Raw genomic sequence first — 24,313 nt, forward strand, 5'->3', positions numbered from 1 at the left:
GGAACGGCCGTGACGCCGGCGAGGGAGAAAGGGGCGCCGGCCCGGTCGAAGGGAAGGGGGTACCCGCTTTTTAGTGCAGGAGAGCGAAAAGGGTAAGGGGTTTGGCCTATTCCGGGTCACCGGCCGTGAGATAATCCCACAGGCGCTCGAAGATCATGCCGGCGTCGGTGGCGCGGAGCCTGGCTTCCTCGGCATCGAGGACGGGCGCGGTTTCGGCAAGCCCGGCCTTGAGTGCTTCGATCTCCACCCGGCAGGCGTCTTCCAGGTAAAAGGCGAGCCCGACGGCCTTCTGCAGGGTCTCGCCGGCCGTCACCGCGCCGTTGCCGCGCATCATCACCGCCCGGCCGGTGCCGAGCGCGGCGACGACGCCGGCCGCCTTGTCGTCGTCGCGCACAAGCTGCGGATCGTCCCAGAGGGGAGGGGCCGGGGAAAAATAGGCGCCGAAGCCGTGCCGGGCCCTCGGTGTCCGGCCAAGGCCGGCGAGCGCCATCATCTGCGGTGACATGAACCGCACGACGCCGCCGACCTCCGGCCGCGTGCGATAGATGCGCTGGTGGATGCGCACCTCGCCGAGGATGCCGTCCGGCAGCGGACCCTCGACCGGCACCACCTGGCAGGCCTCGCCCGGCTCCGTCAGCCCCGGCGGCTTCGACGGCGTGACCAGGAACCGGTCCGCATCGATCCGCGCCGAGCAATGGCCATAGGCATGGACGAGGCCGTGGCGGCCGAGCGCGCGGGCGGCCTTTCGAACGGTCACGGAAAGGGCGGGATCGATATCGCTCATGGCAAGGGACCGGAGGAGAGGGGGACGAGAAAAACCGGCGGCACGGGTGCCGCCGGGCGGTTTTGCGGGGGTCGGTTGGCGGCTACATGGCCGCCGCTTCGGCCTCCAGCTCCTTCAGCAGCGGCGCGCGCTCGCGCCATTCGGCGTACCAGGCGTCGATCGCCTCGCCAAAGAAGGTGCGGTCGACGGTGATCACCGGCACCTTGCTGGTCTGCAGCTTGGCGAGATAGTCGGCATCGATGCTCTCGTAGGCGGCAACGAGGCTGTCGAGGCGGGTCGCCATCGCCTCGGCGATCAGCTTCTTGTCCTCGTCGCTGACCTCGCGCCATTTGCGGGCCGAGCCGACCGCGACCATCGGGAACATCATGTGGTTGGATTCGATGATGGTGCCGGCATGGGCGTAGTATTTGGAGTTCCAGGTGCCCTCAAAATCGATCTGCATGCCGTCGATCTGGCCGTTGGCGAAGGCGTCGTAGAGCGCCGGCAGCGGCATCGGCGTCGGCGCGGCGCCGACCTTGACCCAGAAATCGAGCTCCGGCTTGAACGGCACGGTGCGGATCTTCTTGCCGGCGAGCTGCGCGCCCGAGGTGATCTCGCCGCGCATGACGATCTGGCGAAGGCCCGCCATGCCGTAGCCGAAGCCGACGAGGCCGAGTTTCGAGACCGACTTCAGGAGTTTTTGCGCCGTCGGGCCGGAGAGCAGCTTGCGCGCCGCCGGCACGTCCTTGGCGATGTAGGGCGCAAGGAAGATGCCGTAGTCGTCGCGCCGGTTGGCGAATTCGCCGAGCGTCAGGAAGGCGAAGTCGAGCGCCCCGGTCTGGAGCTGCTGCAGCATCTCCGATTCAGAACCGAGCTGGCCGCTCGGAAAGACCGTCAGGTTGATGCGGCCGTCGCTCTTTGCCTTGAGGTCCTCGGCCAGCGCGGTCGCGGTCTTGGTCCACTGGTGCGGCGGCGGGGTGATGAGGCCGATGCGGTAGTCGTCGGCCGCGGCAAGATTTGGCGCGGCAAGGATGCCGAGGGCGAGAAGGGCGGCGGCGGGTCTGAAGTGCATGTCTTCCTCCGTGTGTTCTTGTTTGCGTTTGCTGGTTCGTTTGTCGGCGGTCAGATCAGGGACATGAGGCCGGGAAACAGGACGAGGAGCACGATCACCGCGGCGGCAGCGGCCAGGAACGGCGCGACCAGGAGCGCGATCCGTTCCGCCTTGATGCCGCTCATCAACGCGGCGGTGAACAGCCCGGTTCCGACCGGCGGCGTCAGCAGCCCGGCGGCGAGGTTGAGGCAGATGATGACGCCGAAATGGATGGCGCTGATCTGGTAGACGTCGGTGGCGACCGGCAACAGCACCGGCACGATCAGGATCAGCGCCGGGATCGGGTCGATGATCATGCCGACGAGCAGGAGAAGGAGGTTCAGGACCAGCAGGAAGACGATCGGCGAGGTCGTCAGGCCCTGCAGCCAGTCGGCGACGAGCGTCGGGATGTTCTCAAAGGTGATGACCCAGGAAAAGACGCCGGCCGCGGCAATGACGAAAAGGACGACGGCGGAGCTGCGCGCTGCCCGAACGAAGGCCGGGCCGAGATGGGAGATCTCCAGCTCCCGGTAGACGAACTTGCCGATCAGGATCGAGACGATCGCCGCCATCGCCGCCGCTTCCGTCGGCGTTGCCAGTCCGCCAAGGATCGAGCCGACGATGGTGATCGGGATGAGGGCGGCCGGCAGCGCGTCGACGACGGCCTTGAGGCGCGCGTTCCACGACATCTTCTCGTTGGCCGGAAAGCCATGGATGCGCCCGAGGATCGCAATGACGACAAGGAAGGCAGCGGCGAGCAGGAATCCCGGCACGATGCCGGCGATGAAGAGGTCGCCGATCGAGATCTGGGCAATGACGCCATAGACGATGAACAGCATCGAGGGCGGGATGATCGGCGCCAGCATCCCGGCGGCGGCCGTGATCGACATGGAGACGTCGCGTGGATAGCCGGCCCGGTCCATTTCCGGCACGGCGAGCCGGCTCATGACGACGATCTGGGCGACGGTCGAGCCGAGGATCGAGGCCATCATGACGTTGGCGGCAAGGTTCACATAGGCGAGCCCGCCGCGCACCTGGCCCATCATCGCCATGGCAAGGGCCATCAGCCGCCGGCCGATGCCGCCCTCGTTCATCAATTCGCCGAGCAGGATGAAGAGCGGCAGGGCCAAGAGCCCGTAGCTCTCCAGCCCGCCGAAGAGCTGGGACGGATAGGACTGGAAGAGGACGGTGTTGCCGCTGACGGCCACATAGATCAGCGCCGAGGCGGCGAGTACGAAGGCGATCGGCACGCCGGTGAGCAGCAGCGCGAAAAAGGAAAGACCGACCGCCACGCCGCTACTCCCAGCCGCCGAGCCGTCCGAGGCTCACGGCGATGTTGCTGAGGCTGTGGACGGTGGTGGTGAGGCAGAAGATCGGCAGGATCAGCCAGAACCAGAATTTCGGCACGCCGAGGGTGACCGTCGGCTCCTGGTAGATGAAGTTGAAGTCGATCAGGCTGAAGGCTTCCAGGTCCTCCGCGCCAAGTGCCGTCACCGGGTCGAACCAGCGCCAGATCAGCACCAGGAGAACGAGGATGAAGGTGAGGAGCAAGAGGTCGACGGTAAGCGCCAGCCACGCCTTCGGCCGTGCCGGCAGGGCGTCGGAGACCAGCGTCACGGCGATGTGGCCGCGGTGGTGAATGGCGAGCGAGGCGCCGACGAAGGCCATCCAGACCATGGCGAAGACGGCAAGCTCGTCGACCCACAGGATCGGGACGGAAAGGGCGCGGGTGACGACGTTGAGGAGGAGCAGGAGGAAGGTGAGGGCGGCGAGCGATCCGGCGACGATGGCCTCGCCGCGGGCGATGAGGCCGCTGACCCGGCCGATCCATCCGGCGCGGGCGGCAAGGGACGACGGATCGGTATCGTGGTGCTCCGCGGCCCTGACGGCTCTGTCGTTTGCGGCCGACGCCATGTCGTCCTCCCTCATGCTGGCCCTTTGCGAAAGGCTCTTAATATCGATAAAAATATGCTTTATATATAAATTATTCCATGTCAACCGACACAACGCAAAAATATCGTCAAAATGGGAAATATCGTTATTTTGATCGGCGGATTGCGGCGTGAGCACGGCCGTCATCGACCGCCCGCACTCGGCCGACGCCGTGACCGGCGCCGGCGGCAATGCCCGGGGAAGCGCTACTTGCGGAACTCGGCGATGTCCGGCTTGGCGCCGAACAGGCAGAAGGATTCGTCCTCAAGGGCGAACTGGCGCGGCCGGTAGTTGGCCTCGTCCTCGATGATCATCCGGTCGCTGGTGGAGAACTCGAAGGTGTTGCCGTCATGGCCCTCGAAATAGAGGAAGTAGCCGCCGGAGGTGGCGTGGCGGCCCGGCCCGAAGACGATCCGCACCTGCTTTTCCTGCAGATAGTAGGCGGCCTTCAAGAGGTCGTCGATGGTGTCGACCTGGTGGTTGATGTGCTGGATGCCGGGCCCCTTGGTCGGGAAGAGAGCGATCTGGTGGTGCCGGGCGTTGACGCGCATCAGCGGCGCCGGGCCGATCCAGTCGGAGATCCGGGCGTTGAAATGGGTCAGCCAGAAGGCCTGGTCGCGCTTCGGATCGGTGGTGTTGAGGCCGACATGGCCGAAGCCGGTAATGCCGGTCGGCCGGTTCGGATGGTAGGGCCGGTTGGCGTCGAACGGACGGGCGAGAAGCTCCACCCGGTTGCCGGTCGGGTCGATGAACCAGCCGAATTCGTGGGTGAAGCGTACGGCCGCTTCCTCGTCACTGCCGCGCCCGCAGGCAACACCGGCGGCGTCCAGTTCGGCCAGCGCGCCGTCGAGCCCGTCCCAGCGCATCAGCTCAAACGCGATGGTGCTGTCTTTCTTCTCGCCCTTGAAGAAGGCGACCGAATGGTGCCGCTTGTCGGAGCGCAGATAGACGTGATCGTCGGTCCGAAGCACGCATTGCAGGCCGAGGATCTCGGTGCCGAAATGCTGGGCGGCGTCGAGATCGTCGGTGCCGAGCCGGACGTTGTAGATGTCGCGAAGGTCGATCATGGGCTCTCCCCCTTTGGTGTCGCGCCGCCGGATCGTTTCGGCGGCGGTGCCCGGTTTGCCGGGCCGCGTTCCTGTTGGCGTTAAGAATTACTCGCAGCACGACAGGGCGTCAACAAAAATATCGATAAAATTTAAAATTACCGATAATTTGCCAATTGGGAGCAGTCATGCATTTTGTTGAGAAACAGGGGGGAGTGCGAGTCGACCCATGACGCTGATCGAACAAGTCTACGAGTCCATCCGCGAGGCCATCGTGCTCGGGCGCTATGCTCCGGAATCGCGGCTGAAGGCCCAGCACATCAAGGACGACTACGGCGTCAGCGGCACCATCATCCGCGAAGCGCTGAACCGGCTGATCTCCGACGGGCTGGTGATCGCCAACGACCGCCGCGGCTTTTCCGTGGCGCCGTTTTCGGCCGAGGACCTCGCCGACATCATCCAGGCGCGGCTGTTGATCGAGGTCGATGTGGTGCGCCAGTCGGTGGAGGCCGGCGACGATGCTTGGGAGATGGCGCTGGTCGGCGCCTATCACGGCCTCGACAAGCTGGAGCAGGCGGTCGATATCGAGAACGAGGCGAGCCTCAGGGCGCTGGAAACGGCGAACCGCGCCTTCCACGACCAGCTCGGCGCCGCCTGTCCGTCGGCGACGCTGCGGTCCTTCTACAACCAGCTTTTTACGCGGCACTACCGCTACCGGCGGGTGGCGCTGCGCGAGCAGGCGATCCTGACCGCGGCCCGCGACGACCACAAGGCGTTGCTCGACGCCGCGCTGCAGCGCGACGCCGCCCGGGCGACGGAGATCACCCGGACCCATATCCTGAGGACGCAGAAATTTTCAGACCGCCTGATCAGCGCCTTTACAAAGACACCGGCGGGATAGGGACGGCGGGAGCGTCAGAAAAACGCTCCCGTTTCCTGTTTAGCTCGCCATCTTCTCGACCAGCGGGCGAAGCTGCAGGCCGTAGAGCATTTCCAGATAGCGCCTTGTCTCGACCCGTTCCAGGTCGGTGACATAGCGCCAGAAGCCGTAGATCCGCGACAGCGTCATCAGCCGTTCCGCATAGCGGGTCCAGGTGTAGCGCTCTTCGACACGGCGAAGGGCCTGGTCGGAGATCGTCGTCCAGCGCGACGGGTCCTCCTTGCAGGCGGCAAAGAACGCGGCCATCTTTTCCGCCGCCTCGTCGCCGTGGTTCGGGTTGATGTGGAAGCCCGACTTGCCGTCGACGATGATTTCCAGCGGGCCGCCGAAGCAGGTGGCGAACACCGGCAGGCCGGTGCTCATCGCCTCGATCACGGTGAGGCCGAACGCCTCAAAGAGGGCCGGCTGCACGAAGGCGCCCTTGCGGTCGGCAACGAACCGGTAGAGCTCGCCGGAGAACTGCTTTTCCAGGTGCATGCCGAGCCAGCGAAGCTGGCCGTCGAGGCCCAGCTCGTCCATGAGCTGGTGCATCTCGTTGATCTGCTCGCTCTCTTCCTGATCGCCCGATTTGGACGGGTCGACATGGCCGGAGACGAGCACGAGATTGCATTCCTCACGCAGTTTCTCGCATTCGCCGAACCACCGGGCGAGGCCGGTGATGTTCTTGATGCGGTCCATGCGCGCCATGGAGAACAGGAGCGGCTTGTCCGGATTGGCGAACTTGCCGCGGATGTCGCCGCCCGGATCGCGGGTGAACACCAGTTCCTCGATTTCCGAGTCCAGATGCGGTAGGCGCCGCTCCGTGTCGCTCGGCGGGAAATAGACGTTGGAGTCGGCGCCCGGCGAGACGATGTTGAACTTCGGATCGAACACGTCGACGCCGTGCACGACCCGGTAAAGTCCCGGCATGGTGAAGGCGCCGTGGGATTCGTACTGGCCGACGCTGTCCGGCGTGCCGGCGATCTCCTGGAAGCTCGAGGTGATGATGAAGTCGGCCGCGTTCATGGCGATGAGGTCGGCCGTGAACTGGCAACTGAAGTGGTAGTGGTCGTCGTTCTCGTGCCAGAACAGGTCCGAATAGAGGTACTTCGTCTTTTCCAGCGCGTGGGCGATGTTGCACTGGGTCACCTTCAGCCGCTGCGACAGAAGCGTGGCGACCAGGTTGCCGTCCGAATAGTTGCCGATGATGAGGTCGGGCCGGCTGTTCAGCTCGGCCAGCACCTCGCGCTCCACGTCGTAGGAGAAGCGCTCCAGATAGGGCCAGATCTCGAACCGCGAGATCCAGTGCGGATGCACGGTGCCGTCGGCGTTGTGGAACGGCACGCGCAGGATGGTGGCGCTGTGGGTGCCGACGATCGGCTCCAGCCGCTGGTCGGAACTGGTGCCGTCGGCCTCCGGAATGAGCCGGGTGACGACGACGATGCGCGGCTCGATGTCGAGGCCCTGGCGCGCCAGCCGGTCGCGCATTTCCCGCTCCAGCGCCCGCACCTGGTCGAGGATGTAGACGATCTGGCCGCCGGTGTCCGGCCGGCCGAGCACGTTGGCCTGGCCGAACCAGCCATGCGGCGACAGGATGACGACGGAAAAGATCATCGGCACGCTGGACAGGAACTCTTCCAGCATCCGCGGCGAGGGCGCCTCCAGGATGTCGAGGAGGTTCTGCATCATCTCCGCGATGAGCTCGCCGTTGCGGCCCCAGCCGACCTCGAAGCCGAGCGGATGCAGCTTGACGGCAAGGTCGGCCCATTCGGTCTCGGGCTCCTCCCGCGAGAGGATTTCCAGCGCCCGGCGCAGCGCGTCGCGCAGGCCCGTGACGTCGCTGATGCGGTCGTTGATCATCAGCTGCTGGCCGAGATAGCGGTGGACGCGCAGGAACTCCAAGAGCTTGCGGTCGCCGTCGCCATGGCCGTCGAAGAGGAGGCTTGAGAGCCGCCGGTTGAGGAACTCCACGCCCGAGCCGATCGAGCGCGATTCCCGCATCTTGAAGAATTCGCGAGTGAACGGCTCGAAATCGATTTCCAGCGTCCACTCGTCCTCGCGCGGACCGGTGCCGAGGGCCAGCTTCTCCATGCATTGCAGGTAGGTGTCGGCCGACACCTCTTCGACGTCGAGCGTGTTGAGATGGATGCGCACATAGGCCCAGCGCGCGATCCGCATCCGGAGCGACAGGTAGAACCAGTCGCCGTCGCGGGCCGCCTCCTGGGCCTTTTCCAGCGTCTTGACGAGCAGCGTGTCCTGGATCGACGTGCCGTCCTGCGTTTCCTCGTCCGGCATCGACCGCAAGGCGTCGAGCAGGTCGGAGCGCAGCATGAAGCGGCGATCGAGAGAGTTGATGTGGTGTAGGACCATGTGCGTTGCCGGCCGGTGTTCATCGACAAAGGCCTTGAGGTCTTCGACCACGCCGTTTTGGATGCTCATATCCGCTCCCGTTCTATGGACCAGAGATTGGTTGGAAGGACCGCGACCGCGGTGCCGTATGCGGCATGGCCGGGAAGGCCGACGCCGGCATATGGCGGAATGTCTCATCCCTTACATAGGCAAGGGCGGTGCGGTTGTCGAATGCCGCCCCGAAGGGACGACGGTGCCCGTCTGGGTTGTTCGGTTTTGCTTGGCCGGAGCCGGACGGTTCAGGAAGATGTCATGCCGCCTTGGGGCCAGAACCCGATTCGTGGAGGGACGGCACCGGTGCATGCCAGGAGGCGCCCGGCGCTCATGTCTCCGCGCTTTCCGTTTCCTTTTCCTCCGGCTCCGGTGCCCGGCATTCACCAAAGAAGTCGTAATGGTCGATGGCTTCCAGGATGCCGCGGGCGAAGGGCTGGGTGGCGAAATAGATGCGCTCCAGGTCGACGAGCTGCGACAGCTCCTCGTCGTGGCGGTTGGCGACCACGGCGGCCAGGGTGTTGCCGCGCATCATGTCCTCGTCGGCGCCGGAGCCGCCGGCGACCAGCGTCTGGTCGATCGGAATGCCCCAGCGGTCGGTGACGTAGCGCACGGCAAGGCCCTTGGTCGCCCGGATCGGCAGGATGTCGAGGAACTGGCCGAAGGACAGCATGATGTTCACCGCCATTTCCTCGCGGTGCATCAGGCTGTTGAGCTCGTCCATGGAGGGCGCGACGCTGGGATCGTAATAGTAGCTGATCTTGAACCAGCTCTGTTCGGCCGGCGGCTGCAGGGCGAGGCCCGGCGTGTCGGCAAGGAGTTTACGCACCTTGCGCGGCATCCAGTGGTGGTCGATATGGCGCGCCCAGGCAATGTCGGCGGTCAGGTCCGGCGCATAGTGGATCTGGGTGCCGCCGGAGGTGATCAGCACGTCCGGCTCGGGGATCTTGTTGCGGCGCAGCGCCCGGAGCGCGCTGTCCAGCCGGCGCCCGGTGGCGATCCCGAAGCTCGCCGTCGACCGGTTGCGGCGCATCTGTTCCACGAACTCCGGCAGCGAATCCGGGTCGCCGAGGAGGTTCTGGTCGAGATCGGTGAAGATCGCCCGGTCGCGGTAGAACGAACCCTTGCGCCGCAATTCGGGCCGGAACAACAGGCCCGAGCGGTCGATGACCGGCACCGCCTCGTCGAGATAGGTCCGCGAATGGGCCTCCCAGGAATAGTGCGTCCTGACGCCCTTGACGCCGTTGCTGGCGTAGGTCTCCCAGACGTCGTCGTCTTCCAGCACCTTGCGGATCGCCTCGGTGATGGCGTCGGTGTCGAGGACGTCGACGAGGAGCCCGTTGTCGCAATTGCCGATGATGTCGCGCGGACCGCCATCCTCTGTGGCGACGATGGGAATGCCGCTCGCAGCCGCCTCGATCAGGGTCAGGCCGAAGGGTTCGGTCAGCGCCGGGTTGACGAAGACGCCCTTGCGCGCCGAGGCGAGCCGGTAGATCACCGGGACGTCGTCGGACTTGTGCCGTTTCGGATATGCGACCTTGCCGTAGAGGTCGTAGCGGTCGAAGAGGAGCAGCAGGTCGGTCAGCACCTCCTGCGCGCCGTCATCCATGTCGGCGATGTCCTCGCGGTTGCCGGCGACGATGACGAGGTTGGCAAGCTCCTGCAGCTCCGGGCTTTCGCCATAGGCGGTGACGAGGCCGGAAATGTTCTTGCGCGCATCGGGCCGCGAAAGGGCGAGGATGAAGGGCTTGTCCGGCTCGTTCAGGAACCGGTCGATTTCCGCGGTGATCGGGGCCTTTCGCGGGTCGCCGTCGGCCTCGGACGGCGGATAGAAACGGTTGAGGTCGGCGCCCGGCGGGATCACTCGCATCTGTTCGGGCTGGTAGTGGTCGTAGAGCGCGTACTGCTCCTCGATCTCCTGGTGGGTGCTGGTGATCACGCGTTCCGCCGTCGCCAGCGTGTTCTCCTCCGCCTCGATCCGCCGGCTCATATTGTAGCGGGCTTCGATCTGCTCGCGCGACAGGCCGGTCGCCAGCAGCCGGCGCCGCTTGACCCGGCCGAGCGAATGGCCGGTGTGGATAAGCGGCACGCCGAGAATGTGCGCCAGCCGCGTGCCGACATAGCCGCCGTCCGCGTAGTGGCTGTGCAGGAGATCGGGCGTGCGCCCCTCGGCGCGGAAATGGGCGAGCGCGTTGTCGACGAAATTGTCGAGGTGGTCCCAGAGGTGCTCCTTGTAGAGATATTCCTCGGACGGGCCGGCATCGATGCGGACGATGCGCACATTGTCGCCGATCTCCTCGATCGGCTCGCCATAGTCGGCATCGACGGCGGGGTCGGCGACGAGCCGGGTGAAGAGGTCGACCTTGCCGACCTCCTTCATGCGGCTGAGGGCCTCGACGAGTTCGACGACGTATTTCGTCTGCCCGCCGGTGTCGGCGTCTCGTCCGAGTTCAAGATTCTGGCCGCGGATCAGTCCGTGAACGCTCAAATGAACGAGGTACAAGTCCCCTTCCTTGATGTTTACCACGACTGATCAAGCTCCTTCTTGTCTTTGGCCCATCTTCTTGGGCCTGAGGGCAACGCGTTGGCGCCTTTTCCGGCAAGCCGGCGACCGGATCGTCCCTCTATGATACAGGATTCCTCGCCCCCGGTATAAAGCCTCGCCCGGCGTTTTGTCACGGCGTGCCGGAGAATCGGAGGCAAATCGCGGCTCGCAAGGAGCACTTCCGCCCGCAGGACGAAATGCTGCAGCGCCCGTTCGGTTCCGTCCCGGGCGGCAAAAATTTTTGCAGTGCAGCGAGGGGGCTGCGGGCGGCAAAAATCGTGTTGACTGGGGCCGCGGTTGGTTTAGTGAGCATGTCGGATCTTGGTCGCCGAGGCCAGGAGGACGGCTCGCGGAAAAGAGGGCACCGGACCCGCAAATTTTGGCGGCGACGGCAAGCGGCGGCCACCCTCGCAACCTCCATCAAGACATCCGTGATCAGGGTGTTTTCTGGAGCCGCTTATCCCATGTCGAACCCGAATTCCCGCCTGCCGCGGGCGCCGTTGCCCCTGCCGCAGCGCACGCTCGGACCCGTCGCCGATCTGGAAGCCCATCTGCCGGAGGAATGGTGGCGGCGCCTGTTCAACGCGCTCTACATCAAGACCGATGGCGACGTGGTGGAGAACACGGAGAACACCCGCCGCGAGGTGGACTTTCTCCTGAAGGCCGCCGACGTCACGCCGGACAGCCGCATCCTCGACCTCTGCTGCGGCCAGGGGCGCCATTCGCTGGAGCTGGTGCGCCGCGGCTTTCGCCACGTCACCGGCCTCGACCGCTCGCGCTACCTCGTCCGGCTGGCAAGGAAGCGCGCCGCCGCCGAGGGGCTTTCCGCCACCTTCCGGGAAGGCGATGCCCGCAACCCGCGGCTCACCGCCGACAGCTTCGACTGCATCACCATCCTCGGCAATTCCTTCGGCTATTTCTCCAGCCAGGACGACGACGCCAAGGTGCTGAGGAGCGCCGGCAAGCTCCTGAAGCCGTCCGGCACGCTCTATCTCGACCTGTCCGACGGCGACTGGATCAAGATCCACTACGAGCCGCGCTCCTGGGAGTGGATCGATGGCCATCACTTCGTCTGCCGCGAGCGCTCGCTGTCGTCGGACGGCAACCGGCTGATCTCGCGCGAGGTCATCGTCCATGACGAACTCGGCGTCCTGGCCGACCAGTTCTATGCCGAACGGCTCTACACCCGCGAAACCCTGACGGAGTTGCTGGAAGCCTGCGGCTACCGCGACATCCGCTATCACGGCCAGATGGAATCGCTCTCCGACCGCGACCAGGACCTCGGCATGATGGCCCGGCGCATGGTGCTGACGGCGCTGGCGCCGGTGAAGGCGAAAAAGACCCGCAAGCCGCGTACGACGCTCAACGTCACGGTTCTCCTCGGCGACCCGCGCCTTCCGGATACCGTCAAGCGCGACGGCCGCTTCAACGAGGAGGACATGGAGACGATCCGGCTCCTCAAGGAGGCGCTCACCGACATCGGCCGTCTCGATGTCACCTATCTCGACAACCACGCGACCCTGGAGCGGGACCTCTCGGACCTTTCCACCGACCTCGTCCTCAATCTCTGCGACGAGGGCTTCAACAACGATCCCTTCAAGGAGCTGCACGTCCCGGCGCTGCTGGAAATGGTCGGCCTGCCCTATACCGGCGCGCCGCCGCGCTGCCTTGCCAACTGCTACGACAAGGGGCTGGTGCGCGCCGTCGCCGCCCAGCTCGACGTGCCGGTACCGCTGGAAACCTATATCCGCCCCGGCGACCAGGGCGCGACGATGCCCTCCGTCTTCCCGGCGCTCCTGAAACCGAATTTCGGCGACAGCAGCGAGGGCATCACGCGAGACGCGGTGGTCTCCAACCAGCAGGAACTGCTTGCCTATCTCGATGGCCTCCGGGCGCTCTTTCCCGACAATCCGGTGCTGGTGCAGGAGTTTTTGTCCGGCGGCGAATACAGCGTCGGCCTGATCGGCAATCCGGACCGGGGCCTGCGCGCCCTGCCGCTGCTGGAGGTCGACTATTCCGGCCTCGACCCGGCGCTGCCGCAGATCCTCTGCTACGAATCCAAATGGCACCCGGAGAGCCCCTACTGGACGCGCATCAGATACCGCGAGGCAACGCTTGCCGACCAGGATCAGGCGATGCTGATCGACCACTCCATGCGCCTGTTCGAGCGCCTCGGCTGCCGCGACTACGCCCGCTTCGACTTCCGCGCTGACGCGGCCGGCACCATCAAGCTGCTTGAGGTCAATCCGAACCCCGGCTGGTGCTGGGACGGCAAGCAGAACCTGATGGCCGGCTTCGCCGGCATGTCCTATGCGGAGCTTCTGGAAGCCATCATCGGCGCCGCGGAGGAGCGTCTCGGCCTCAATGGCCGGCGCCGGCCCGAGAAGGTGGGCGCGGCGCGGGCAAAAAACTAGTTCTGCGCCAGCGTCGGTAGCTTCGGCTGGACGATGAAGTCGGTGCCGCGGCCGGTCTCGCGGCCGATGCCGTCATCGGTGATGACGAGCGAGGAGCCGGGCATCAGCGCCTCGGAGATGCGGGCACGAAGATCGTCCGGGATGTCGATCCGGTCGAGCGCCTCGCGCGGGCTGGAGATGTGGCTCCCCGCGACCGTCAGCGCCATCCAGGAGACGTTGGTCTCGCCGGGCTGGAAATCCGCGATCGAGAAGACGTGGGTGCCGAGCGGCGCCTCGACGTCGCGGATCTGCACCGGCGCATCGAACAGCGGCTTGCGGTTCTGGCGCACATAGAGGTGACCCTTGATGTCCGGCCGGCCGACCGCCTTGTGCAGCGCGGCGACGAGTTCGTCCGTGACCATGCCGGTCGGGGCAACGCCCGTGGCGCGCTGGAACGACTGGATCGCGCCGCCCGTATTGCCGCCGAGATAGCCGTCGATCTCGCCCGGGTCGTGGCCGAGTTCCTTCAGCATCGACTGGATGTCCATCATCCGCTGGCGCCCGGTGCGCCGCGTGACAAGAATCCTGAGCGGCTTGGTCGAGCGGTTCTGGTAGCGCGCCATGCGGTCGACGAGATATTCGAAATCGGCAAGCGCGACATGCGGCGGCACGGCCTCCGCATCGCCCGGCTCCTCGTGCGAGGAGACGACCGCGTCCGGCGCTACGGGCTGGAACAGGTTTGCGTCGTGGATCGGCGTCAGCCGCGCCGGCTCGGCGGTGAGGATGACGTCGGCGCCGACCTCGGTCATGCCGAACAGCTTCTGCGCAAACGGCTTCGGCAGCCGGATGCAGCCATGGGAGGCCGGATAGTTCGGCACGTGGCCGGCATGCAGCGCGATGCCCGACCAGGTGATGCGCTGCATGAACGGCATCGGCGCGCCGCTATAGATGTTGGAGCGGTGCCATTTGCGCTTTTCCAGGATGCTGTAGACGCCGACGGGGGTCGCATGGCCGGGCTTTCCCGACGAGATCCGCGAAGAGGTGACCAGCTTCAGCCCACGATAGACGTCGACCCGCTGTTCGGACCGCGAGATGACGAGGCGCAGACGCCCGGCTTCGGCGATGTCGCCGGCATCCTTGGCCGTTTCCGCCGCAAGGGTGGGGCCGGACGCCATCAGCGCCGTCGCCGCAAGGCAAAAGGCGGGAAGGAAAGGGGTATACCGGTGGTGCCGTCGGGTCATGATCGAATCCGCTCGTGTTGCGCTCAGGTCGTTGCCATCGGGCTTGTTGGTGTTTCGTCGCTAGGGATAGCCATACAACTGAATTACCACGGTATTCAGTGCTGCATATCACACAAAAGATTTATTTGCGCCGCATTTGCGCAATGATATGGCCCTGAAACCTAACGGAAAAGGACGCCCTTGCAGCTTTCCGGATACACTGTTGCAGAAAAACCTTAAGGAACCGCGACAGCAGGTGTCGTGTCCGAATTCGGACATGCGGGGCGGCGAGGCGGGTTTGCCCCTTGTCTCCCTGGCCGTTCCTGCTATTCCCGACCCCGTCGGCCGATGCCGCAACCAACCGCAGGACGTCCCATGGCAGAGATCATCGCCGCCGCCGCAACGCTTCCGGACTGGGCCGAAGGCACCGTCAACCTTGCCTCGCCGCGCCTCGGCAGTGCGACCGTTGCCTGCTCCGACGATTCCTTTGCCGTCATGGGCCGGATGCTCACTGAGGCCGCCCCCGTCTTCAAGCCGGACGTCTACGACGACTTCGGCAAATGGATGGACGGCTGGGAGACCAAGCGCCGGCGCGACACCGGACACGACTGGTGCATCGTGAAGCTCGGCGCGCGGGGACAAATCCGCGGCGTCGACATCGACACCTCCCACTTCACCGGCAATTTTCCTCCGGCTGCTTCTCTCTGGGCGTCGGACGCCGAGACGCTGCCGGAGGGCGACGCCGGCTGGACGGAAATTCTCTCTTCCACGCCGCTCGGCCCCTCGGCGCACCATTTCGCCGAGGTCCAGAATGCCGGCCCCTGGCGCTGGCTCCGGCTCAACATCTTTCCCGACGGCGGCATCGCCCGGCTCCGGGTCTACGGAACCGTCGTCGCCGACTGGTCCGGCGACGCAACGGCCGAGCTTTCGGCGTTGAAGAACGGCGGCCGCATCGTCGCCTACAACGATGCCCATTTCGGCAACGTCCAGGCGATCCTGACGGAAGGCCGCGGCGCCAACATGGGCGACGGCTGGGAGACGCGGCGTCGCCGCGAGCCCGGCAACGACTGGATCATCGTGCAACTCGGCGCTGCCGGCATTGTCGAGAAGATCGAGGTCGACACGGCCCATTTCCGCGGCAACTACCCGGACCGCTGCTCGCTGCAGGCGATGCTGGCCGGCGCCCATGACGATGCCGCGATCACCGTCCAGTCCGTCAACTGGCCGCTCCTGATGGGCGAGAAAAAGCTTCAGGCCGACACGGTGCACACCTTCGAGGCCGCGGACCTTGCCGACCTCGGCCCTGTCAGCCACGTCAAGCTCAACATCTTTCCCGACGGCGGCATCAGCCGGCTGCGCATCTTCGGCAAAAAGGCATGAGGGACCTCGTTCCCGAACCGCTGACGCGCGACGCCTTCGCGCCCTTCGGCACGGTGATCGAGACGGCGGGTGCCAAGTCGTTCCAGATCAACGAGGGCTTCGCCACCCGCTACCACGCCCTCGCCAGCGCCGACCCCGGCGACGGGGGCACGGCGATCCTCTCCATTTTCCGCGGCCGACGCCGCCCCGATCCGATCCGCATCGCCATGCTGGAACGCCACCCGCTGGCCAGCCAGGCGTTCGTGCCGCTCTCGGCCCATGACTGGCTCGTCGTCGTCGCCGAGGAACCGCGCGCGGAGTCCCTGCGCTGCTTCCATGCCCGCGGCGATCAGGGCGTCCAGTACGCCCGCGGTGTCTGGCACCACCCGCTCCTGGTGCTCGCCCCAGAGCAGGATTTTCTCGTCGTCGACCGAGATGGGCCGGGCGGGAACCTTGAGGAGCGCACCCTCGACGCGGAGGCATATGTGCGGATTTAGTTTGCTCGGAAGCCGCTTCGCAGACAACGCCGCCGCCGTCTCGGCGTAAGGCCCGTCACGGGCATAACACTCAGCCGTCGCCCCGGGTGAGCGTAGCGAGGCCCGGGGTCCAATGCCCCTGTCCACACGGTATGCCTTCGGCGAGCGCAAAGTCCGCGTCTGGATTGCTTCGCTTGCGCTCGCAATGACGGGAATTGGCTATTTTCTCAGGAATTTCAACGTCATCGCGAGGAGCCGAAGGCGACGCGGCGATCCAGCAAACGGTTGCCACGGGCTACGGCGTCGATAGGGACATTGGATACCGGGTCTCCGCTGCGCTCCGCCCGGCATGACGGGAGAGGGGGACGCCCGCCCCCCGAATTCACCCCATCAACCGCGCGACCCGCCCCTTCGCCGCTTCCAGAACCGCTCCCAGATCGACCCCCGTCAGCACGCCACCGGAAACCACCCGCCGTCCCTCCACCAAGAGGTCACGAACGCCAAACGGCCCACACAACACCAGCGCGGCGACCGGATCCCACGACCCGGCGGCCGCAAGCCCGGAAATATCCCAGATCGCGATGTCCGCGCGCTTGCCGACGTCGATCGACCCGCAATCGTGCCGGCCCAGAACCCTTGCGCCGCCGAGCGTCGCGATCTCCAGCGCCTCGCGGGCGGACATCGCATCGGCGCCGTTCTTCACCCGCTGCAAGAGCAGCGCCTGGCGCGCCTCGGAGAGCATGTGACCACTGTCGTTGCTGGCCGAGCCGTCGACGCCGAGGCCGACCTTGACGCCCGCATCGCGCATCTGGCGGACAGGGGCGATGCCCGAGCCGAGCCGGCAGTTGGAGCAGGGGCAGTGGGCGACGCCCGTGCCGGAGCGGGAAAAGAGGTCGATCTCGGACCCGTCGAGCTTGACGCAGTGGGCATGCCAGACGTCATCGCCGGTCCAGCCGAGGCTTTCCGCATAGTCCCCCGGCCGGCAGCCGAATGTCTCCAGCGAATAGTCGATGTCCTCGTCGTTCTCGGCGAGATGGGTGTGGAGCATCACGCCCTTTTGCCGGGCAAGCTCCGCCGTCTCCTTCATGAGGCCGGTGGAGACGGAAAAGGGCGAGCAAGGGGCGAGTGCCACCCGCACCATCGCGCCGTCGGCCGGATCGTGGAGGGCGTCGACCACCCGCTCGCAGTCCTTCAGGATATCGGGCTCGGCCTCGGTCAGCCGGTCCGGCGGCAGGCCGCCCGCACTCTCGCCGACGCTCATGGAACCGCGCGTCGCATGGAACCGGACGCCGATGCTTGTCGCCGCCGCGACCGTATCCTCCAGCTTCGCCCCGTTCGGAAAAATGTACTGGTGGTCGGAACTCATGGTGCAGCCGGAAAGCGCCAGCTCGGCGAGCCCGACCTGGGCCGAGACAAAGAAATCCTCCGGCGTCATTTTCAGGAAGATCGGATAGAGCGTCTTCAGCCAGCCGAAGAGGAGCGCGTCCTGGCCGCCCGGAACGGCGCGCACCAGCGTCTGGAACAGGTGATGGTGGGTGTTGACGAGCCCCGGCGTGACGACGCAGCCGGAGGCATCGATGGTCTCGTCGACGGCCTCGGCCGCAATCCCTTCGCCGACGGCGACGATCACCCCGTCCTCGACGAGCACCCTGCCGCCGGAAATTTCGCGGCGTGCCGCGTCCATGGTGACGACGACGTCGGCATTTTTGATGAGGGTTCGCGTCACCGGCGGCTCCGGAAAATCGTTGGAAAAACGGCCGCGGGCGCGGCCGGCACAAACACCAAGTGTGCGTTGCGCTTCGCGGACGCGCAAGCGGCCTTTGCCGCTTTCGTTCGCCTGCTCAAAATATGGACTTGCAAGGAACAAAGCCGTTGGACGACAGTGGGTTGCATGCGGAGAAACGAAAGGGTGCACATGGCGCACGGAGGAGGCAGCCTGAACGGCGCGGGAGCCGCCCGCCGATGACCGCCATCCGCCGCGAGATCCGCTTCCTTCTCAACGACGACGAGATCCGCCTCACAGAAGTCGGACCGAACGACACGCTGCTCGACCACATTCGCCTTGCCCGCCGCCTTACCGGCACCAAGGAGGGCTGCGCGGAGGGCGACTGCGGCGCCTGCACGGTGCTGGTCGGCCGGCTGACGGCAAAGGGGCTCCGGTACGAGCCGGTCAATGCTTGCATCCGCCTGCTCGCCTCCGTCGACCGCTGCCATGTGGTGACGGTGGAGCATCTGGCGGGCCCCGATGGCCTCCACCCGGTGCAGCAGGCGATGGTTTCCGAGCACGCCAGCCAGTGTGGCTTCTGTACCCCCGGCATCGTCATGTCGCTCTATGCCCTCTGGCTGTCGGTGCCCGAGCCCGGCGAGGCGGAGATCGAGACGGCGCTGCAGGGCAATCTCTGCCGCTGCACCGGCTACCAGCCCATCGTCGACGCCGCAAAGGCCGCCTGCGCCCTCGGCAACCCGGCCGAGGATGCGTTGGTCACGAACCGCGAAGCGATCGCCGCAAAGCTCAAATCCTTCGACGGCGCGCGCGTCGAGGTCGAGAAAGACGGCGCCCGCGCCTTCCTGCCCGCCGACCTTGAGGATTTTGCCGAACTCCGCGCGGACATGCCCGAAGCAACCATCGTCGCCGGCGCCACCGATGTCGGCCTCTGGGTCACCAAGGAAATGCGCGACATCTCGCCGGCGGTCTTTGTCGGTCATCTGGCAGAGTTGAAGGAGATCACGGAAGACGACGCGGGCCTTACCCTCGGCGCCGCCGTCACCTACTCCGAGGCCGCGGCTTCGGTCCGGCGCATGTTCCCGCACCTTGCCGAATTCTGGCCGCGCATCGGCGGCTGGCAGATCCGCAATATGGGGACGGTCGGCGGCAACATCGCCAACGGCTCGCCGATCGGCGACACCCCGCCGGTGCTGATCGCCCTTGGTGCCCGTGTGATCCTCCGCCACCGCGAGGAGCGCCGGATTCTTGAGCTCGAAGACTTCTTCCTCGACTACGGCAAGCAGGACAGAAAACCCGGCGATTTCCTGGAAGCCATCCACATCCCCCGGCCGGCCCCCGACACCCTCAACGCCGCCTACAAGATTTCCAAGCGCCGCGACGAGGATATTTCCGCGGTCTGCGGCGCGTTCTCGCTGCGGCTCGACGGCGGCACGGTCGGGTCTATTCGCATCGCCTTCGGCGGCATGGCGGCAACGCCGAAGCGGGCAAGCAGGGTCGAAGCGGCGCTTGAGGGCAAGCCCTGGACGGAAGAAACCGTCGCCAAGGCCGCCAACGCCTTCGCCGAGGATTTCTCGCCGATCAGCGACTGGCGGGCATCGAGCGACTACCGCGCCCTCATCGCCCGCAACCTCCTCCTTCGCTTCTTATATGAAACCTCGGAGGTCGGCGAGCCCGTCCAACTGTCCGCCATGCCTGTCCCGGAGGCCGCCGGATGGATGTAAAAATCCGCGGCGGCGTCCATGCGCCGGAAAAACATGACTCCGCCGAAAAGCATGTCACCGGCCGGGCCGACTACGCCGACGACATCGCCGCGCCGGAGGGCACGCTGCACGCGGCGCTCGGCCTGTCGACCGTCGCCCGCGGCCGGATCAAAGGCCTCGACCTGTCCGACGCAAAAACCTTTCCCGGCGTCGTCGGCGTTCTCACGGCGCGCGACATTCCCGGCGTCAACGACGTCTCCTCCACCGGCCGTCATGACGATCCGGTGTTCGCCGAGGACGAAATTTCGTTCCACGGCCAGCCGGTCTTTGCTGTCATCGCGGAAACCCGCGAGGCAGCGCGGCGGGCGGCGAAGATGGCGCGCATGGATGTCGAGGAACTGCCCCACGTCATCGATGTCGCCGATGCCAGGGACGCCGGATACCCCAACGTCACCGAGCCGCTGACGCTGCAGCGCGGCGAGGTCGGCCCGGCGCTGGATGCGGCCCCGCATCGCCTCAAAGGGACCATGCGGGTCGGCGGCCAGGATCACTTTTATCTGGAAAGCCACATCGCGCTCGCCATTCCCGGCGAGGACGACGAGGTGACGGTCGTCTCCTCCACCCAGCATCCGAGCGAGGTCCAGCACATGGTCGCCCATGTGCTCGGCGTGCCGTCGAACGCGGTGACCGTCACCGTGCGCCGCATGGGCGGCGGCTTCGGCGGCAAGGAGACCCAGTCCTCGCTGTTCGCCGCCGTCGCCGCGGTGGCGGCGAAGAAATACGGGCGCGCGGTCAAGCTCCGCCCCGACCGCGACGAGGACATGGTGGCCACCGGCAAGCGCCACGATTTTTTGATCGACTACGATGTCGGCTTCGACGACGACGGCCGCGTGCTGGCCGTTTCCGGCGACTTCGCCGCCCGCTGCGGGTTTTCCGCCGACCTCTCCGGCCCGGTGACCGACCGCGCGCTCTTCCACGCCGACAATGCCTATTACTATCCGACTGTGCGCCTGACCTCCCGGCCGCTGAAGACCGATACCGTCTCCAACACCGCGTTCCGCGGCTTCGGCGGGCCGCAGGGCGTGATCGCGGCCGAGCGCATCATGGAGGAGATTTCATACGCGCTGGGCAAGGACCCGCTGGAGGTCCGCAAGGCCAATTTCTACGGGGTGGGGGAGCGCGACGTCACGCCCTACCACCAGACCGTCGCCGACAGCATTCTGGAGCGGATCGTCGGCGAACTGGAGGACGACGCCGACTACGCGGCGCGCCGCGAGGCGGTCCTCGCCCACAACGCAGGCCACCGGATCCTCAAGAAGGGCATTGCGCTCACGCCCGTGAAATTCGGCATTTCCTTCACGGCCACCTGGTTCAACCAGGCCGGCGCGCTGGTCCATGTCTATAACGATGGCTCGATCCACCTGAACCATGGCGGCACGGAGATGGGTCAGGGCCTCTTCGTCAAGGTCGCCCAGGTCGTCGCAGACTGCTTCCAGGTCGATCTCGACCGGGTGAAGATCACCGGCACGACGACGGCCAAGGTCCCCAACACCTCGGCGACGGCGGCCTCCTCCGGCACCGACCTCAACGCCATGGCGGCAAAGGCGGCGGCGGAAGAAATCAAGGAGCGGCTCGTCGCCTTCGCCGTGGAGAGCTTCGACGTGCCGGCCGACCAGGTGGCGTTCGAGCCGAACACGGTCCGCGTCGGCAACACGCGGTTTCCGTTCCCCGAGTTCATCAAGAAGGCCTATCTCGGCCGGGTGCATCTCTCCGCCGCGGGCTTCTACAAGACGCCGGACATCCATTGGGACCGGGCGGCCGGAAAAGGCCGGCCGTTCTACTATTTCGCCTATGGCGCGGCGGTCTCCGAGGTCAGCGTCGACACGCTGACCGGCGAATACCGGGTCGACCGGGTCGATATCCTCCACGACGTCGGCCGCTCCCTCAATCCGGCCATCGACCGGGGGCAGGTCGAGGGCGCGTTCATCCAGGGCATGGGCTGGCTGACGACGGAGGAGCTGTGGTGGGACGACAAGGGGCGGCTGCGGACCCACGCCCCGTCCACCTACAAGATCCCGCTCGCCTCCGACCGGCCGCGCGTCTTCAACGTGCGGCTTGCGGAGTGGTCGGAAAACCGCGAGCCGACCATCCGCCGCTCCAAGGCCGTCGGCGAGCCGCCCTTCATGCTGGCGATCTCGGTGCTTGAGGCCCTGTCGATGGCAGTAGCCTCGACGGCCGGCTATCGCGTCTGCCCACGGCTCGATGCGCCGGCAACACCGGAACGGGTGCTGATGGCGATCGAGCGGCTAAGGGGGGCAAAAAAATGATCGTCTCGCCCTCGGCCCTCGATGCCTTCCTCGGCGCCTCGGACAAGATCGCGCTGGTCCGGCTCGCCGTCGCCAAGGGCTCCACGCCCCGCGCCGCCGGGACCTGGATGCTGGTGTCGGAAGAGGCCATGCTCGGCACCATCGGCGGCGGCCAGATGGAATTTCTGGCCATCGATACGGCGCGAAAGCTGCTGGGCGAGGCAGGTTCGCAAAGCCCGGTCCTCGACCTCGCCCTCGGCCCGGAGATCGGCCAGTGCTGCGGCGGCCGTGTGACGCTGAAGGTAGTGCTTCTCGGCGCCGACGAGGAGGCCGCGATCCGCGCGGAGGTCGCGGCGAATGCCGACGCCCTGCCGTCGGTCTACGTTTTCGGCGCCGGCCATGTGGGCCGCGCGCTGGTAAAGGCGCTGGCGCTGCTGCCCGTCCGCGCTGTCCTCGTCGACAGCCGCGAGGAAGAACTGGACCGCGCCGGTCCCGAGGCGGAAAAGCAGCTAACGGCCTTGCCGGAAGAGGTCGTGCGCGCGGCCAAGCCCGGCAGCGCCTTCGTCGGCATGACCCACGAACATTCCCTCGATTTCCTCATCGTCCGCGAGGCGCTCCTGCGCGGCGATGCCGCCTATGTCGGCATGATCGGCTCCAAGACCAAGCGGGCGAGTTTTGAGCGCTATTCCGCGCGGCAGGAGCCGACAGTCGATGCCGCGCGCCTCGTCTGCCCGATCGGCGCGCAAGGGAGTCGCGACAAGCGCCCGGAGGTGATAGCGGCCTTCGTCGCCGCGGAGGTGATTGCGGTGCTGACGGCGGAGACGGCAGCGACACCGGCGGAGACCGCCGGCGCCTGACCGTGCCGCGCCGCCCGATGGATTGCCGCGTCGGCCTATCGGCCTCCTCGCAATGACGTTGATACTAAATAACAAATCGTCATTGCGAGCGGAGCGAAGCAATCCAGAAAGCGGCGGGTGCCGGCGCGCCCGACACCTGCCCTCTTAACTCCTCATTCCGGATCATTCCGGTGCCCGGCCATGCCGCCGGAAATCTCCTCCGTTGCCTCGCCGGAGAGCGGCTGCGGCAGGACGAGGTTGAGGATGATGGCGAGGAACGCGGCCGGCAGGAGGCCGGAGGTCAGCAGCACCTTGGCCGTTCCCGGCAGGTGCTGCAGCGCACCGGGTTCGAGCTGCAGGCCGAGGCCGATGGAGATGGAGATCGCGAAGATCACCATGCTGCGCCGGTCCCAGTCGACGTCGGCGAGCATGGAGATGCCGGCGGCGACGACCATGCCGAACATGACGATGACGCCGCCGCCGAGGACCTCGATCGGGATGGTAGAGACGATCGCTCCGATTTTCGGGATGAGGCCGGCGACGATGAGAAAGACCGCGCCGATGGTGACGACGTGCCGGCTCATCACGCCGGTCATGGCGATGAGGCCGACATTCTGGGAGAACGAGGTGTTGGGCAGCGCGCCGAAGACGCCGGCGACGGCCGAGCCGAGGCCGTCGGCGAAGGTGGCGCCGCGGATTTCCTCCGTCGTCGCCTCGCGGCCCGCCCCGCCCTTGGTGATGCCGGAGACGTCGCCGACGGTCTCGATGGCGGAGATGACGGCCATCAGGCAGAAGCCGATCACGGCGGCGAGGCTGAACTCGAAGCCGAAATGGAACGGATCGGGCAGGGCGAAAACGGCGGCATTTGCGACATTGTTGAAGCTCACCATGCCCAGGAAATAGGCAACGATGTAGCCGGCGATGAGCCCGACGAGGACGGCGGCGACGGAGAGGATGCCGCGGGTGAAGAATTTCACGGCCAGCGTCACGACGATGACGATCAGCGCCACGGACCAGTTCTGCAGGCTGCCATATTCCGGCTTGCCGATGGCCGGCACCCCGCCGGCGGCGTACTGGATGCCGACCTTGACCAGCGCCAGCCCGATCATGGTGACGACGAGGCCGGTGACGAGCGGCGGCAGGGCGAAACGGATCTTGCCGATGAAGGGGGCAAGGCAGGCGTGGAACATGCCGCCGATGAGGACGCCGCCCATCAGCGGCGCCATCGCCTCCACCCCCTTGCCGGCAACGATCGGGATCATGATCGGAATGAAGGCGAAGCTGGTGCCCTGGACGATGGGAAGCCTTGCGCCAACGGGACCGAAGCCGATGGTCTGGAACAGGGTGGCGACGCCGGCAAAGAGCATCGACATCTGGATCATGTAGATGAGGTTGGGGAAGGCCGGCGAGTTGGAGCCGAAGCCGAAGCCGGCGGCGCCGGCAACGATGATCGCCGGCGTCACGTTGCTGACGAACATCGCCAGCACGTGCTGGATGCCGAGCGGCACGGCGGTCGCCAGCGGCGGCGTGTAGTCCGGATCGCGCAATTGCTCCGGGGTCCCGATGGACTCTGCGTATTCGGCCATTCCCGTCTCCTTTTCG

17 protein-coding genes are annotated in these 24,313 nt (G+C 66.2%); 7 read left to right on the forward strand and 10 right to left on the reverse strand.

All coding sequences use genetic code 11. The features are described 5' to 3' along the window. Nucleotides 1–106: 106 nt before the first annotated feature. From M2319_RS03365 to M2319_RS03385, 5 genes are all read right to left on the reverse strand, one after another. On the reverse strand, nt 107–784 hold the full coding sequence (locus tag M2319_RS03365; RefSeq protein WP_264600027.1) for a class II aldolase/adducin family protein: 678 nt from the start codon (nt 782–784) through the stop codon (nt 107–109). An 82-nt stretch (nt 785–866) separates the two neighbouring features. Next, complete coding sequence (locus M2319_RS03370; RefSeq protein ID WP_264600028.1) at nt 867–1,835, reverse strand: TRAP transporter substrate-binding protein; 969 nt, start codon at nt 1,833–1,835, stop codon at nt 867–869. Nucleotides 1,836–1,885: 50 nt separating this feature from the next. Then, nucleotides 1,886–3,145 carry a TRAP transporter large permease gene (locus M2319_RS03375; RefSeq protein WP_264600029.1) on the reverse strand — a complete coding sequence of 420 codons (1,260 nt, stop codon included), beginning with the start codon at nt 3,143–3,145 and terminating at the stop codon, nt 1,886–1,888. A 4-nt stretch (nt 3,146–3,149) separates the two neighbouring features. Continuing rightward, a complete protein-coding gene (locus tag M2319_RS03380) occupies nt 3,150–3,767 on the reverse strand; it encodes a TRAP transporter small permease (protein ID WP_264600030.1) in 618 nt (205 codons plus the stop codon). A 224-nt stretch (nt 3,768–3,991) separates the two neighbouring features. Then, nucleotides 3,992–4,852 (reverse strand): VOC family protein, encoded by an 861-nt coding sequence (locus M2319_RS03385; protein WP_264600031.1) that lies wholly within the window; start codon nt 4,850–4,852, stop codon nt 3,992–3,994. Between the two features lie 208 nt (nt 4,853–5,060). On the opposite strand from M2319_RS03385, the gene M2319_RS03390 reads away from it, so the two are divergent. Beyond that, entirely contained in the window at nt 5,061–5,732 is a 672-nt protein-coding gene (locus M2319_RS03390; protein ID WP_264600032.1) for a GntR family transcriptional regulator, read from the forward strand. A 39-nt stretch (nt 5,733–5,771) separates the two neighbouring features. On the opposite strand, the gene M2319_RS03395 is transcribed toward M2319_RS03390, so the two are convergent. Further along, nucleotides 5,772–8,189 (reverse strand): sucrose synthase, encoded by a 2,418-nt coding sequence (locus M2319_RS03395; RefSeq protein ID WP_264600033.1) that lies wholly within the window; start codon nt 8,187–8,189, stop codon nt 5,772–5,774. Nucleotides 8,190–8,481: 292 nt separating this feature from the next. Then, nucleotides 8,482–10,653, reverse strand: a complete 2,172-nt coding sequence (locus M2319_RS03400; protein ID WP_264600034.1) for an HAD family hydrolase — start codon at nt 10,651–10,653, stop codon at nt 8,482–8,484. A 506-nt stretch (nt 10,654–11,159) separates the two neighbouring features. On the opposite strand from M2319_RS03400, the gene M2319_RS03405 reads away from it, so the two are divergent. Next, nucleotides 11,160–13,109, forward strand: a complete 1,950-nt coding sequence (locus tag M2319_RS03405; RefSeq protein ID WP_264600035.1) for a methyltransferase domain-containing protein — start codon at nt 11,160–11,162, stop codon at nt 13,107–13,109. On the opposite strand, the gene M2319_RS03410 is transcribed toward M2319_RS03405, so the two are convergent. Beyond that, nucleotides 13,106–14,263, reverse strand: coding sequence for a L,D-transpeptidase family protein (locus tag M2319_RS03410; protein ID WP_264600036.1), 1,158 nt, complete (start codon nt 14,261–14,263; stop codon nt 13,106–13,108). The genes M2319_RS03405 and M2319_RS03410 overlap by 4 nt on opposite strands. A 420-nt stretch (nt 14,264–14,683) precedes the next feature. On the opposite strand from M2319_RS03410, the gene alc reads away from it, so the two are divergent. Both alc and M2319_RS03420 read left to right on the forward strand, forming a co-directional pair. Then, nucleotides 14,684–15,688: an allantoicase gene (gene alc, locus M2319_RS03415; RefSeq protein ID WP_264600037.1), complete on the forward strand. Its 1,005-nt coding sequence runs from the start codon at nt 14,684–14,686 to the stop codon at nt 15,686–15,688. Further along, a complete protein-coding gene (locus M2319_RS03420; protein ID WP_264600038.1) occupies nt 15,685–16,164 on the forward strand; it encodes an ureidoglycolate lyase in 480 nt (159 codons plus the stop codon). Before alc ends, M2319_RS03420 begins: the two co-directional genes overlap by 4 nt. Before the next feature lie 361 nt (nt 16,165–16,525). Here M2319_RS03420 and M2319_RS03425 read toward each other — a convergent pair whose 3' ends face one another. Beyond that, nucleotides 16,526–17,869 carry an 8-oxoguanine deaminase gene (locus M2319_RS03425; protein WP_264600039.1) on the reverse strand — a complete coding sequence of 448 codons (1,344 nt, stop codon included), beginning with the start codon at nt 17,867–17,869 and terminating at the stop codon, nt 16,526–16,528. Nucleotides 17,870–18,105: 236 nt separating this feature from the next. On the opposite strand from M2319_RS03425, the gene xdhA reads away from it, so the two are divergent. From xdhA to xdhC, 3 genes are read left to right on the forward strand one after another with little or no spacing between them, the layout of a single operon-like run. After that, entirely contained in the window at nt 18,106–19,590 is a 1,485-nt protein-coding gene (gene xdhA / locus M2319_RS03430) for a xanthine dehydrogenase small subunit (RefSeq protein ID WP_264600040.1), read from the forward strand. Then, a complete protein-coding gene (gene xdhB, locus M2319_RS03435; RefSeq protein WP_264600041.1) occupies nt 19,581–21,896 on the forward strand; it encodes a xanthine dehydrogenase molybdopterin binding subunit in 2,316 nt (771 codons plus the stop codon). The genes xdhA and xdhB overlap by 10 nt, the downstream gene beginning before the upstream one ends. Then, nucleotides 21,893–22,732: a xanthine dehydrogenase accessory protein XdhC gene (gene xdhC / locus M2319_RS03440; RefSeq protein ID WP_264600042.1), complete on the forward strand. Its 840-nt coding sequence runs from the start codon at nt 21,893–21,895 to the stop codon at nt 22,730–22,732. The genes xdhB and xdhC overlap by 4 nt, the downstream gene beginning before the upstream one ends. Before the next feature lie 152 nt (nt 22,733–22,884). Here xdhC and M2319_RS03445 read toward each other — a convergent pair whose 3' ends face one another. Next, nucleotides 22,885–24,297, reverse strand: coding sequence for a uracil-xanthine permease family protein (locus M2319_RS03445; protein ID WP_264600043.1), 1,413 nt, complete (start codon nt 24,295–24,297; stop codon nt 22,885–22,887). Between the last annotated feature and the right edge of the window lie 16 nt (nt 24,298–24,313).

The sequence above is a fragment of the Rhodobium gokarnense genome (assembly GCF_025961475.1).
Classification (GTDB): domain Bacteria; phylum Pseudomonadota; class Alphaproteobacteria; order Rhizobiales; family Rhodobiaceae; genus Rhodobium; species Rhodobium gokarnense.